This window comes from Pseudomonas sp. S32, assembly GCF_016648095.1.
Classification (GTDB): Bacteria; Pseudomonadota; Gammaproteobacteria; order Pseudomonadales; family Pseudomonadaceae; genus Aquipseudomonas; species Aquipseudomonas parafulva.
Genome location: NZ_JACVVF010000005.1, coordinates 71,099 through 85,239 on the forward strand (window position 1 = coordinate 71,099; position 14,141 = coordinate 85,239).

Sequence of the window (14,141 nt, forward strand, 5' to 3'; positions counted from 1 at the left end):
TGCCAATGGCTCCTGTTCTCGGGACGCGGTTGCATTTCCCAATCTGCTGGCCCAAGCTCTGCCCTTCCGCCGCTACGGACCGTCCGATGCCCAGACGCAACCGCTACCTGATCGCCCTGCTGCTGCTGATCGTGGTGGTGGCTTCGTTTGGCTACCTGTGGCGCGACGTGAAGCCTGCGCAACCCTCGCTGCCGGCTCACAGCTATGTGAAAGCCCTGCGCCAGGCCCATGACGGGCAACCGGGGGCGGCACGTGTGCTGTATCAGCAACTGCAACGGGACGACCTGCAGCCCATCCGCCGCGCCGCACTCTATACCGAGCTGCCCAATTATCCATCGCCGCAGGCGCTGAAACTCGCCCGCACAGACCTGGAGCATGAAGAGCCGATGGTACGGCGGGCAGCCATCGCGGGTATCCGCCGGCTGTTGCCCGCCGCACAGCGTAGCCTGGTGCTTGGCCCGCTGCTGGAGGACGGCGATCAAAGCGTCCGCTTCGCTGCAGTGGATGCGTTGGTAGGCCTCGACCCGGATGCCATTGGCCTGTACTTCGGCCCGTTGCAAAAGGCCGTGGCGCAATACCAGCAGGTACTGGAGCAACAACCGGAAGATGTCGATGCCCAGGTACACCTGGCACGGCTTTACCTGCATGAGGCCGACTACGCCCAGGCGGGCAAAGCCATCGACCGCGCGCTGGCCGCCGCCCCCGATGACCTCGACGCCCTGGCTACCCAAGTCCGCCTGCTGGAACGGCAAGGGCAGCACGACGCCTCACGCCAGGTGCTGGGTAAGGCATTGGCCCTGAGGCCTGACTCAGCCTTCCTGCAGCACGAGCTTGGCCTCTGGCTGATCCGTCACGAGCAACGCGAATACGCCCTGCTGGCCCTGTCCCGCGCCGTGGAGCTGGATGCGGACGATGCCGACTACCGCTACACACTCGCCGTGACGCTGCATGACCTGGAGCAACATGATGCGGCGCAGAAGCAACTGGAGGCCGTACTCACCCGTGAGCCGGCCAACCGCCGCGCCCGCCTGCTGCTGATCAAGTACTGGAAAGAGTCAGGGCAATTGCAAAATGTGCAGGTGTTACTGGCCGAGCTGGAGCGGCAGAACCCTGACGACCCGTTCTTGCAACAAGGGCTATAGCAATCCGACTGTTTTGTTGAACCCTCCCTCTGGCACAAGGTCGAGAGCATATCGGGCTGCCATTTCAGGAGAGCCATCTTGGCCAGTACACCGGCGCTAGACCATCGTGCCTTGATACTGGCACCCCAGCCTGTGGCTGCGGAAACTTCACGCTTGCTCGCCTCGGCCGGTATCGACAGCCTGTGCGCAGTGGACCTGGCGAATTTGCACGCCTGCCTGGCTGAAGGGGCTGGCTTGGCAATCATTGCCGAGCAGGCGTTTGTGCAGGGGCCTTGCCTGCCGCTGCAAGCATTCATTGATGAACAACCGTGCTGGTCAGACCTGCCAATCGTCCTGATGCTAGAGAACCAGGCGTCGTTGGGCGGGCAACCCAACCATCCTACGGGCAACCTGATCCCGCTGATTTCGCCCTTTGCAGCAGCCCAACTGCTGCACATCACGCAGTCTGCGTTACGTCACCGCAAAAAGCAGTACAGCGCGCGGGACCAATTACGCGCCTTGCAGCTGCGGCTCGACACCCAGGATGCACTTGCACCCGAGGCCACATCTGGCAGCGACTTCGCGCGCCATCAGGCGCGCAAGATGGAAGCCATCGGCCAACTGGCAGGCGGCGTCGCCCATGATTTCAACAACCTGCTCACCAGCATAGGCGGAAGTTTCGAGCTGATTGACCGCCGCTTGAAGCAAGATCGCCGTGAAGGCCTGGGCGGTGTGGTGCAGATGGGCCGCGACGCGGTAACGCGCGCGGCCCGCCTTACCCACCGTCTGCTGGCATTTTCTTCGCGGCAGTCCTTGCACAGCCAGCGTGTTGATTTGCACGCCATGCTCCAGCATCAGCCCCGAAATGTGAGCACGCCGCCAGCTGTGACGCTGTTCACCGATGTACCCGACGACCTTTGGCCGGTCGAAGTGGATGGCCAGCAGTTGCAGGAAGCCCTCGACAATCTGCTGCTCAACGCCTGTGAGGCCATGCCCAGTGGTGGCCGGCTGCGCATCGAGGCGACCAACCAGCATGTCCAGGCCGGTCAGTTTCCTGCCGGCACCCTCAGCGCGGGCGACTATGTTCACCTTCGCATCATCGACGATGGCCAGGGTATGGCCCAAAGCACGTTGGAACATGCCTTCGAGCCGTTTTTCAGTACCAAGGCCATCGGCCAGGGCATTGGGCTGGGTCTATCAATGGTATATGGCTTCAGCAAGCAGTCCCATGGCCACGCAACGCTGCGCAGCCGGGTTGGGCACGGTACCGAGGTAGGCCTCTACCTGCCCCGCTACCTTGAGCGTGATCCTGGCCATGCAGAATCGGCGCAGACACTGCAACCTAGCGGCGGTCACCACGTGCTGGTGGTCGAAGATGACCCGGATGTTCGCCAGCTGTTATGCCAGGCGCTCGAGGACGAAGGGTTCTCCTGCTGCACCGCCGGCAACGCCGCTGAGGGGCTGAGCCGCTTGCGCTCGGGGGAACCCGTGGACCTGTTGATCACCGATGTAGGTTTGCCCGGCATGAACGGCCGGCAGCTGGCGGAGATCGCGCGTAGTATGGACCCGCAACTGCCCGTGCTGTTCATCACAGGCTATGCAGAAACGGCAATGGCTCGTGAAGGGTTTCTGGGCCCAGGCATGCACCTGATTGGCAAGCCCTTCGAGTTGCAACAGCTGCAAGCCTACGTGATACAGATTCTCGGAAGGCCCTGAGCACCCTCAGGTATCAAGCATGCCGAGGGCCTTATCGGCGAGTTCAGCCAGCATGAACGGTTTGTTCATCAGTGCCGTGCCTGGCTGCTCGAGAAACTCCGGCTCGACCTGCTGTTGGGCGTAGCCGGTGATAAACAGGATTTTCTGCTGTGGCAGCTCCATCCGTATCGCCTTGGCCACCTGCCTGCCACTGAAGCCGCCAGGCAAACCGATATCGGTGATCACCAGGTCAAACACGTCGCCCTGATGAAACCGCTCCAGTGCCGTATTCGCGTCGGGCACGTCCGTCACGTCGAAACCACGCTCGGTCAGGTACTCGCGCATCACTGCACGCAGGTTCAGTTCATCATCGACAAGCAGTACCCGCTCGCCGCTGGCCCGGCTCACCGACCGGCCCAGATGCGGTTGCTCCTGAGCAATGGCATGCAGACTCCGCGGGAACAGCATGCAAACCTTGGTGCCCTCGTTCACCGATGACTCGATCCAGGCATACCCTCCGGATTGACGGACAAAACCGTACACCATGGACAAACCGAGCCCAGACCCACGTCCCATGGGCTTGGTGGTGAAAAACGGCTCGAAAGCCCTGGCCACATCTCGCGCCGGCATGCCGTGCCCGGTGTCCTCGATGTGCAACGCCACGTAATCACCAGGTGGCACCCCGGTTTCGTCGGGGAACCACGCCGTCAGCCGCTCATTGACGGTACGCACCGTAACGCTGCCACGGCCGAGGCAGGCTTCACGCGCATTGGCACAGAGGTTGATCAAGGCGTTTTCGAATTGGGGAACGTCAACATTCACCGCCCACAGTGCAACATCCAGCTGCCATTTCAGGCCTATCTCCGCGCCCAGGGTGCTCGCCAGCAGCGGTTCACTCTGGCGCAATTGGCGGTTGAAATAAATGGGTTTGGGGGCCAGCGGCCGCTCGCGGGAGAAGGCCAGCAGGCGGTGGGTCAACTCCATTGCACGCTGCACCGAATCACGCGCCACCCTGACGTAGTCGTCTACCCGCTCAAGGCGTCTCTCGTTCAGCCGGCTCTGCAACAGTTCGAGGCTACCGCCGATACCTGCCAGCAGGTTGTTCATTTCATTACCCATGCCACCCGCCAACTGGCCGACCACCTCCATGCGTTCGTTATTGCGTAACAAAGCTTCGGATTGGCGCATGGCGAGTTCGTGGTGCTCGGTAATGTCCTGCCCCACCACGGTCATCAAGCCTGCCTCGAAACGCGCGCGCCAGGTAAACCAGTGATAGTGGCCATCGCAGTGGCGCAGGCGGGTCTCCACCTGGTCCGCATGCCTGTGCTGAAGCAGGCCGTCCACTGCCAGCTGCACCTCGGCGCGGTCGGCTGGGTGAACCAACTCCAGGATCGGCATGCCCTGCACGTGTTCCTGGGCCCAGCCGAGGATGCGGAACCAGGTAGGGTTGGCGCCATGCAATTTGAGATCAGGGGTCAGGGTCATCATGGCATCGTGCGACAGTTGCCATATCTGTTCGCGCTCGGCCGCGTGGCGCTGGATATCGCGCTCAAAACCCTCTGCAAGCCTGCGCCAGTGATCGCGCGCTTCGATGCTGGCCGTGGTTTCGACCACCGTATGCAAAAAGCCAGCAACCTCGCCGCGCTCATCATGCAAGGGTGTGTACCCGAACGTGCACCAGGTTTGTTCGGCACATTCCCCACAGTTGATGCGCACGGGCGGGTCTTCGACAAAGCTGCTGCGCCCGTTGAGTACGTCGAATACCCAAGGGCCTACGGCGTCCCACACCTCAGCCCACACCGCGTCGAACGCCTTGCCCTGGGCGTCAACGGTTGGCCTCAGGGCGCAGTAGCCATTGTTGGGGACAACCGTCATGTCTGGCCCCCACACCACTGCACAGGGAAACGGGGACAAATGCGCCATGTCCACTGCAATGCGCAGCGACGCCGACCAGCGTGGGAGTGGCCCCAGAGATGTGCGCGACCAGTCGAACTGAGTGATCGACACCTGTGCCAGAGCAGCCGCGGCAGCGCGCTGAGCCTGCTGTACCGGGTTCGCCGCAGCCGCCCGCAGCTTGTCTTTTGCAACCACTGTCACCACTCCACTGGGTGGGCCGAAGGCGTCCACGGCGCCAAGCGCGCGCAAGGGCTCGTTTGCCTGCAGTACTGACGTTAGCACAGCGTGGCCCCACCCTCCCCCAAAGGCTGTGATCCTGCTGCCGGCCCGCGCACAGCACCCGCAAGAATTGACGCACGCACCAGGGGTAGATCACAACCGAACACTCACCGCTTTCCCCTAGGCTGTAGGCGGCTGCCCTACAGCCTGTACGCCCATGAACACTTAGGCTCGACGTTTGGCTGCTCATGTCGATCAGCAACAGGCCGGGGGCCCACCTCACCATGCACAGAATCATGAACGCCGGGCGCAGCATGCTGGAACTGGTGCTGTTGATGGCCGTAGGCCTGGTGCCTGTTTTTTCGGGCCTGTTGGTGATGATCTACCAGGTAGAGGTAAAACTTGCGGAGAATGCCGCCATCTCCGTGCAAGAGGCGGTTTTCAGCGTTGACCAGGCACTGGACCGCGTGCATGAGGTAGCGGCAAGGGCCCTTCCACTGGCCGGGCAAACCTGCGAACAGGTCAAAGAGGCGTTGCTGGACCAAGTTGCCAGCCGGTCCATGCTGAGGTCACTGACACTGGTCAGTGATGGCCAGGCCTACTGCAGTACCACGTCCGATCCACTCAGTGTACTTTCTACCCTCGCCTCACCTGGGCGGCTGGTGACGCTTTCGAGTACGTTGCAGGATCGCAATGACCACCTTTTGGTGAACCTGTACCTGCCCCAGGGTCGCCATGGCGTGGTCGCCACGGTTTATACCACCCAACTGCGAACGGAATTGAGCGCGTTTCAGGACGGCCTGACGCTGATGCTGGATTTCAATGAGCATTACCTGTGGAGCAATGGCGACAGCCTGAGCGGCATGCGCCCATCGCTCAGCGAGTTCAACCGTCAGGCTGATTCGGCCCAGTACGAGTACCGGGTTGTCGGGGGCTACGCAGCGGGCTACACCGCGCGCGAGATCCGCGAATCGATGCTCAACATTCTGCCCTCGCTGATGCTGGTTGGGCTCATGACCGGCGCAGTGATTTACTTCGCGCTTGGACGGGTTCGGAGCAGAACGCTGGAAGCCCCGGAGGGCCACCACTAAGCGCCCAGCCCCGGCCCTGGTCAGTCAGTGCTCAATACACCTCGGCGCACTTGATCACGCTCGATGGACTCGAACAGTGCCTTGAAATTGCCCTCACCGAAGCCGTCGTCGCCTTTGCGCTGGATAAACTCGAAAAACACCGGGCCCAGCAGCGTTTCGGAGAAAATCTGCAGCAGCAGGCGCTTGTCGCCAGACTCTGCGGCCCCATCGAGCAGAATACCGCGCGCCTGCAACTGATCCACCGGTTCACCATGCCCAGGCAGGCGCTCTTGCAGCATTTCGTAGTAAGTCTGCGGAGGGGCTGTCATGAAGCGCATGCCGAAGCCTTTCAAGGCATCCCATGTCTTGAGTAGGTCGTCGGTGAGAAATGCGACGTGCTGGATGCCTTCACCGTTGAATTGCATCAGGAACTCTTCAATCTGCCCGGCGCCCTTGGACGATTCCTCGTTGAGCGGAATGCGGATCATGCCATCAGGCGCCGTCATCGCGCGGGATGTGAGGCCGGTGTATTCGCCCTTGATGTCGAAGTAGCGAATTTCGCGGAAGTTGAACAGCTTCTCGTAGAAGCCTGCCCAATAGGCCATACGCCCGCGGTAAACGTTGTGGGTCAGGTGGTCGATGATCTTCAGGCCCGCCCCCGCAGGGTGGCGGTCGACTCCTTCGATGAAGTTGAAATCGATGTCATAGATCGAGCTGCCTTCTTCGAAACGATCGATCAGGTACAACGGCGCCCCGCCAATGCCTTTGATGGCAGGCAGGCGCAGCTCCATAGGGCCGGTTTCGATTTCGACCGGCTGCGCACCCAGTTCCAGCGCGCGGGCATAGGCCTGGTGCGCATTGCGAACCCGGAACGCCATGCCACACACCGATGGGCCGTGCTCGGCGGCAAAATACGATGCAACACTCTTGGGCTCATTATTCAAAATGAGATTGATGTCGCCCTGGCGGTACAGGTGCACATCCTTGGAGCGGTGGGTCGCGACCTTGGTAAAGCCCAGCATCTGGAAAACCGGCTCAAGCAGGCCGGGGGTCGGGGATGCCAGCTCGATGAACTCAAAGCCCATCAGGCCCATCGGGTTTTCGAAGATATCAGCCATGTTCGTGTCCTCATCTGCAGCGAAAAGTATTAATTGCCAGTGATGTGGAATGAAAAGGCGGTGAGCACGGGATGCCCCGCACGCTGCGGGCGAGGAAATCACCGATGATCAATCTGAACCCATGGTCTGACATAGCGACACATTCCGGGGGGCTTGATCCTTCCGGTGTGGAAGGATTTATTGTTCTTTTCGTAAATCGATTCTACACAGCGTAAAATCTTTTGTCGCCATCTGGTTCCTCAGCCAGGCAGACCAAGGCTATGCTCTTGAGACTGCCGCGCGGATAGGCCAGAGCATGCCCCTCACCCGAAAAACCCGGCCAGGCTTCGGCTGGCGTTCGTTGTTACCTTGGTTCGTAGGGGCGTTGCCGGCCTTGTGCGGGTTCGCGGTGATGAGCTGGCAGGTCGAGCGCGAGATGCAGGCCAGCAGCCAAGCCACCACTCAACAGGCCATGGTGCACATCGAGCGTATCCTCGACAGCCTGTCGAGCGCTGCCCATACACTTCTGCCCCTGGCCAGCACCCCATGTTCACAAGCGCAGTTGCGCTTGCGCGCCGAAGTAACCCGCAACGCTTACGTGCGCTCCACCAACCTGTTCCGCTACAACCGGCTGTATTGCACATCATTGCTCGGGGACTACGACGAACGCGTCAACCCTGACGATTACGCCGACGGCCAATTGTGGCTGATGACCGGCAATTCGGTAACGCCCAACCATCCGTTGCTGCTGTACCGCGCAAGCGATGGTGACCAAGGCGTCATCAGCACCGTCGATGGTGAGCACCTGCTCACGGTATTGCGCCTGATTGGCCCGGACCAGGCCCTGATCCTGCGCGTGGGCGATGCGTGGATGGGCCAGGACGGCGCAGTCCACCGGGGCGCCCCTGCACCTGCGGCCAAGGCCTACGTGGTGCTGGGCTCGGCTCGCTACCCGTTCAGCGTGGCAGGGGGTTACCCCGCCGATCAACAGGGCCGTCTGTTGCGCAGCCACTACCTGGCCCTGCTCGGGCTGCTGTTGGTGTTTGGCGTAGGTGCCGGCCTTGCCTGCCACTGGCAGATCCGCCGGGCCAACTCACCACGGGCCGAACTGCGCAGGGCGCTGGAGGCCGATGAGTTCGTGCCCTACTTCCAGCCAGTGGTACGCCAAGGGGACTACCGATGGGCCGGGGTTGAAGTACTCATGCGCTGGAACCACCCGCAGGAGGGGCTGGTGAGCCCTGATCTGTTCATTCCTTACGCTGAACACAGTGGCCAGATCGTGGCCATGACGCGGGCGCTGATGATGCACACGGCGCAAGGCCTGGCCCCTTATGCCGGGCTCATGGAGGACGACTTCCATATCGGCGTGAACATCACCGCCGATCACTGCCGCGACCTTGGCCTGGTGGAGGACTGCCGCACATTCCTGCAACATTTTCCGCCTGGTCGAGTGACCCTGACGCTGGAACTGACCGAGCGCAAGCTGATCGAGCCTACCCCCGCCACCCTGGAACTGTTCGAGAAGCTGCACGACATGGGCGTGATGATTGCCCTGGATGACTTCGGCACCGGCCAGTCCAGCCTCAACTACCTGCGCCAATTCAAGGTCGACTACCTGAAGATCGACCGCAGCTTCGTGGCGTTGATCGGCGGTGACGCACTGTCGGTGCACATTCTGGACAGCATCATCGAGCTCTCGGCCAAGCTGGGGCTGGGTATCGTGGCTGAAGGCGTGGAAACCCCCGCGCAGCGTGACTATCTGGCGCGCCATGGCGCGCACTTTCAGCAAGGCTATCTGTTCGCCAGGCCCATGCCCGCCGACCAGTTTCTGGAAGCCCTGGCCGCACAACCTGGCCCCACCCGGTTGCCGCAAGGCGCGGCCCCTGAGATCATGCGCGGCTGATTCCACCGCTCCCATCCTGTATTCGAGGCACTCGTGTCAAAAGGAATTGTTTCATCGGTCATGGCATCCTGCTTGTTTGCCGTGATGTACTTCTATACGTCCCTGCTCAAGCCGTTGGATGGTGAGGAGATCTTCGGCTGGCGCACCCTGTTGACGCTGCCATGCCTTACCCTGTTCATGCTGATTTCCCGCGACTGGGCCAGGGTGGGCGAGTTGCTCGGCCGCGTGCGGCGCACACCTGTGTTGCTGCTGGGCATGCTGGGCACGTCCTGGCTGATGGGCGTGCAGCTATGGTTGTTTCTCTGGGCACCGCTGCACGGGCGCAGCCTGGAGGTGTCGATGGGTTACTTCATGCTGCCGCTGGCCATGGTGCTGACAGGGCGCATGGTGTACGGCGAACAACTGTCGCGGCTGCAGAAAATAGCGGTGGGCTGCGCCGCGCTCGGCGTGGTACACGAGTTTTACCAGCACGGCAGTTTCGCCTGGGAAACCCTGGTTGTGGTCATCGGCTACCCCATCTACTTCGTGCTGCGCCGCCGCTGCCGCACCGACCACTTGGGTGGGCTGTGGTGCGACATGTGCCTGCTGCTGCCCTGGGCGCTGTACTTCGTTGCCCAGGGGCCGCTGTCGAGTGCCGACATGCAGGCTCACCCGGGCCTGTACCTGCTCATTCCGGTACTTGGCGCGATCAGCGCCTCGGCCCTGATCGCCTACGTACTGGCCAGCCGGCTACTGCCGTTCAGCCTGTTCGGCCTGCTCAGCTACGTCGAGCCCGTGTTGCTGGTGGGCGTAGCCTTGCTGCTGGGTGAAACCATCGGCCCGGACCAGTGGCTCACCTACCTGCCCGTCTGGGCGGCGGTGCTGGTGCTGGTGCTTGAAGGCTTCAAGCACCTGATGCGTCAGCGTCGTCGCTCGGTATGAGCCGTACCTGACGTACCCGCCGCTCTTCCACGGCTTCGACCACCAGCGTCCAGCCGTTCCATGCCAGGCGGTCGCCGACCATGGGCAGGCGGTCCAGCAAGCTCATGACCAGCCCCGCCAGGGTCTGGTAGTCCTCGGTGGCCCGGGCGCTGAAGCCGGTGCGGGCGTGGACCTGGCTGAGGTTCATTGCACCGCTGATCACAAAACCCTGACCGTCCTGGACAAAGCCCGGGCCTTCGACTTCGCTGGCGTCCGGCAACTCGCCAGCGATGGATTCGAGGATATCGGTCATGGTCAGCAGGCCGGTGAAGTCACCGAACTCGTTGACCACGAACGCGATGTGAGTGGACTTGCCACGCATCTGCTCCAGCGCGTTGAGGATGCTGAAGCTCTCCAGCAGGTTCAACGGCGCCCGCACCAGCCCTTCCAGATCCGGCTGGCTACCAGACAGCAACTCTTTGAGCAGCTCCTTCTTGTGCACAAAGCCCAGCGGTTCGTCCACCCGGCCATCGCGGATCAACGGCAGGCGCGAGTAAGGCGAATGGACCAACGCGCGGGTAATGGCGTCAGCCGGCTGGGCCAGGTCGAGCAGGTCGACTTCGGCACGTGCCGTCATCACCGTGCGAATGGGGCGTTCAGCCAGGTTCAGTACCCCGCTGATCATCACCCGCTCGCGGCGGTCGAACAGCACCTGCTCCTCGCCGCCCTCGATCAGGTCGGCGATTTCCTCACCCACTTCGTCCGCTTCCACGCGGCGCCCGCCCAACAGGCGCAGCACGGCGTGCGCGGTACGCTCACGCAGCGGCCGGTGCTGTTGCAGGCTGCGCTTGCGGCGGGCCCGGGCCAACTGGTTGAACAGTTCGATCAGGATCGAGAAGCCAATGGCCGCGTACAGGTAGCCTTTGGGAATGTGGAACCCCAGGCCCTCGGCGGTCAGGCTGAAACCGATCATCATCAGGAAGCCCAGGCACAGCATGATCACCGTGGGGTGCGCGTTGACGAAGCGTGTCAGCGGCTTGCTGGCGACGATCATGATGCCGATCGAGAAGATCACCGCGATCATCATCACCGACAGGTGTTCCACCATACCCACCGCCGTGATCACAGCATCGAGCGAGAACACCGCATCGAGCACCACGATCTGCGCGACGATCGGCCAGAAAGCCGAATGCCGGGCAGCCCCGCTGGCCTGGGTCACATGGCCCTCCAGCCGCTCGTGCAGTTCCATGGTGGCCTTGAACAACAGAAACACACCACCGAACAGCATGATCAGGTCACGGCCCGAGAAGCTCTTGTCGAACACTTCGAACAACGGCGCCGTGAGGGTGACCATCCAGGAAATACTGGCCAGCAGGCCCAGGCGCATGATCAGGGCCAGGCTCAGGCCAATGACCCGCGCGCGATCGCGCTGATGAGGGGGCAGCTTGTCTGCCAGGATGGCAATGAACACCAGGTTATCGATACCCAGTACCAGTTCAAGCACGATAAGCGTCAGCAGGCCTAGCCAGGCCGTGGGATCGGCAAGCCATTCCATTAGCGGATACTCACGTGGGAAAGGGCAACAGAAAAGGTAAAGCAGGGCCAGGAAGGCCGGAGAGTGTGGGGCGCCACGAAGGTGCTCATTGATGACCTGGATAACAATTAGGGAAAATAATCCTACAAGCACAGCAGGTTTTTCAGTTAGCGCAAAACTATTACAAACCTTTAGCAACTGATGCCAAGGCAGGCTCTACCCTCGCGTGCCGCGATACTACACCCTGCGCGCCTGATACAGGTCGAGCGTGCGCTCGACTTCATCGATGTCAATGGTGAACCCGTCTCCATCAGGTGTACCCACTACAAAACTGAAATACTGATGATCACGGTCGGTCAGGTACTTGTAGTAGCTGACAAAACGGTTCGGCGGCTGCAAGGCCAGCACGCAACCGCCGGCCTGCAATACATTCACGCCGTGAACCAACTGGCTGCCTTCAACGCCGATGACAACTTGCGCACCTGCGCACGCGGCGACGATACCTGGCACGTCGCATTGCAGCGGGTTGACGATACGGAAACCGCGAGTGGCGCGCAGGTGCTCGGCGATTTCCAGTTCGTTGCGCAACATCCGCCGTTCGCCATCACCACCCCTGAGCAGAAAAACCCCAGGGTGTGGCGTGTGCGGCACGTGGGCGAGCAGTTTGTCGCCCATGGCGCGGTACCGGGCGTGGCGGTTGTGGTTGTTGCTCTGGTCGTCGAAAAGAACCAGTTCGCGGAAAAACGCGCTGCGCAAGCGGGCAGGTTGCATGCCCAGCCAGTGTTCGTACGCCAACGTCTGGGTGAACAAGGGGTAACGGGTGGACGGCGCGGTGGTGACCGGTACGCCTTCATCGCAGGCCAGGGCATAGGTGGGGCAATCCTCCATCAACCAGGTGCCGAACCAGGTGTTGCCATTTTGCGTGCAGTAGATGGCTGCCCGGTCCAGTTCATGCTCTACCCTGATAGTGGGAAACGTCGAGGGCTTGAGTGACAGCCAGTGGCTGGCCCGGCCTTTATATAACGCCCCGTCCACCAGCCAGACATCTTTCAACAAATAGCCACGGGTTGGCCCCTGCTCTGTTTCGATGCCGCCCTGCATGGTCCTGGCCGGGTGCACATAGGGATAGAAACGCTTGCCTTCCCAGCCGGTCACCCGTTCAAGCTGGCCGGGCAAAAACAGCGCCGGTGGCGACACTGTTGTTTCAGCCGGTGCGATGTCCCAGTGTTTCGCGGCAACCGCCTTGATATCCAGGGGCTGGGCTTGGCTCAACCGTTTGCGCGCCATGTACCGGTAGGCAGCAAGAGTCCAACCAGCATGCCGGGTTACCGGCACTGCATCGTGCTGCGATAGGTCGCCTGCCATGAAGCATCTCCGAAGCGGAACAGTTCAGGAACCGCCGCAGCACCCAGATTCATTGTGCTGCCTGGTGGCGTGAGTTCAATTACACAGCACCCTTTGCATCACAGGGCTGCTTTGCAGATTGGCATAACGGTTCTGCAGGGCCTGCTCCAGGCCCTGTACGGCTTCTTCGCGGCCGTACAGGTAAATCTTGTGCAGGCCGCCGAACACCATCTCGTGGTAGCGGCTGGCAACCTGCTCGGCGCTGGCGCCAGTGGGCAGGCCCAGATGCAGGGTCAACTTGTTCCCCTCCACCGCGAACAGGGGCGTTTCCCACAGGAAGTCTGCGGTACCTTTTTTGGGCAGGCGTACAAACAGGTAGGCGTGGTTGCCCAATGAATCGACATCACCGCCACGACGGCGCTTCCACTTCAACAACCCATCGTCTGGTCGCGCCAGGCAAAGGCCGATGTCGTAATAATCAAAGCCCTGGGCCAACGCCCATTCAAGGGCCATGAAGGTAGTGATCGAGTTCACTTCGCGCAACCGCTTGGCGTCGGAGAAAACCGCTTCGCAATAGCCGAACCGCAGCGTACTCCAATACCGTTTGCCGTCGCGCACCACTTCGCACCCCAGGTGGCAGCCAATTACCTCGTCACCCAAGGTGATCAGGTCGAGCCTGCCGACCGTCTTGGCGATCCGAAACACCTCTTCGGTGGGAAACTGCGCCGCATGAATGCCCTGCCGCGCCGTGGCGTACGGCCGCAACAGTTCGCGGTCCGCCATGGAGATTTCCTCATCCGTTGCAGCCTGGCGCATTGCATACAACGGGCGATGTTTGCGAATGCTGCGCCGCAGCTCGCTGTCGTAGCGCGCAGTAATATCTTCCAGCGCCCGCCCGAGTGGCACCACTGCGCTGAGGTAATGCGGCACTGACAAGGCACCCGCTGTCGGCATTTCGCTGACCACTACCACCTGCCCGGCATCGCGCTGGGGGGTGCCATCCACGGCTCGCGCCACGTGGCCTTTGCCGCCTATCAACAATTTGGCCATCTCACGTTGCTGCTTGCGCCCAATGTAGAGAATTTCGTACGGGCTGGTAGGCTGCAGGCGGAACCGGCTCATCTCCCAGCGCCAGAAACAGGCGCGCGCCACTACCTCGCCAGCTTTACTGGCCCACAGCCGCAAGTCGTAGCGCAGGGAGGGTGATAAATGGCGACGCGCTACAGCCGTCAACGTCTTTTTCATTTCTTCTTCGAGGTCCTGTGGGGTGCCCTGCGGCCTATCGGAAAAAGAGAACAATCCGCTTTAAGCATCTAAACCATTGATTAATAAAGCGGTAATGGCTATTTATCATCACCTGTA

10 protein-coding genes are annotated in these 14,141 nt (G+C 61.4%); 5 read left to right on the plus strand and 5 right to left on the minus strand.

Annotation, left to right across the window (positions count from 1 at the left end):
* The first annotated feature begins 86 nt into the window (after positions 1-86).
* Complete coding sequence (locus IAE38_RS04390; protein ID WP_201216165.1) at positions 87-1,142, plus strand: HEAT repeat domain-containing protein; 1,056 nt, start codon at positions 87-89, stop codon at positions 1,140-1,142.
* 78 nt (positions 1,143-1,220) lie between these two features.
* Positions 1,221-2,837: a response regulator gene (locus IAE38_RS04395; protein WP_201216167.1), complete on the plus strand. Its 1,617-nt coding sequence runs from the start codon at positions 1,221-1,223 to the stop codon at positions 2,835-2,837.
* Positions 2,838-2,843: 6 nt separating this feature from the next.
* On the opposite strand, the gene IAE38_RS04400 is transcribed toward IAE38_RS04395, so the two are convergent.
* Entirely contained in the window at positions 2,844-4,907 is a 2,064-nt protein-coding gene (locus tag IAE38_RS04400; RefSeq protein ID WP_442968260.1) for an ATP-binding protein, read from the minus strand.
* Positions 4,908-5,215: 308 nt separating this feature from the next.
* Between IAE38_RS04400 and IAE38_RS04405 the strand changes: the two genes are divergently transcribed.
* Positions 5,216-6,022, plus strand: coding sequence for a CSS-motif domain-containing protein (locus IAE38_RS04405; RefSeq protein WP_201161668.1), 807 nt, complete (start codon positions 5,216-5,218; stop codon positions 6,020-6,022).
* Between the two features lie 20 nt (positions 6,023-6,042).
* Here IAE38_RS04405 and hppD read toward each other — a convergent pair whose 3' ends face one another.
* Positions 6,043-7,119: a 4-hydroxyphenylpyruvate dioxygenase gene (gene hppD / locus IAE38_RS04410; protein ID WP_201161667.1), complete on the minus strand. Its 1,077-nt coding sequence runs from the start codon at positions 7,117-7,119 to the stop codon at positions 6,043-6,045.
* Positions 7,120-7,414: 295 nt separating this feature from the next.
* On the opposite strand from hppD, the gene IAE38_RS04415 reads away from it, so the two are divergent.
* Positions 7,415-9,001 carry an EAL domain-containing protein gene (locus IAE38_RS04415; RefSeq protein ID WP_201216169.1) on the plus strand — a complete coding sequence of 529 codons (1,587 nt, stop codon included), beginning with the start codon at positions 7,415-7,417 and terminating at the stop codon, positions 8,999-9,001.
* A gap of 33 nt (positions 9,002-9,034) precedes the next feature.
* Positions 9,035-9,922, plus strand: a complete 888-nt coding sequence (rarD, locus tag IAE38_RS04420) for an EamA family transporter RarD (RefSeq protein ID WP_201161665.1) — start codon at positions 9,035-9,037, stop codon at positions 9,920-9,922.
* Here the strand turns inward: rarD and IAE38_RS04425 are convergent.
* From IAE38_RS04425 to IAE38_RS04435, 3 genes are all read right to left on the minus strand, one after another.
* Positions 9,885-11,456 (minus strand): TerC family protein, encoded by a 1,572-nt coding sequence (locus tag IAE38_RS04425; protein WP_201161664.1) that lies wholly within the window; start codon positions 11,454-11,456, stop codon positions 9,885-9,887. The two genes, rarD and IAE38_RS04425, sit on opposite strands and share 38 nt — an antisense overlap.
* A 216-nt stretch (positions 11,457-11,672) precedes the next feature.
* A complete protein-coding gene (locus IAE38_RS04430; RefSeq protein ID WP_201216170.1) occupies positions 11,673-12,800 on the minus strand; it encodes a glycosyltransferase family 61 protein in 1,128 nt (375 codons plus the stop codon).
* 75 nt (positions 12,801-12,875) lie between these two features.
* Complete coding sequence (locus IAE38_RS04435; protein WP_201216173.1) at positions 12,876-14,024, minus strand: hypothetical protein; 1,149 nt, start codon at positions 14,022-14,024, stop codon at positions 12,876-12,878.
* Positions 14,025-14,141: the final 117 nt, after the last annotated feature.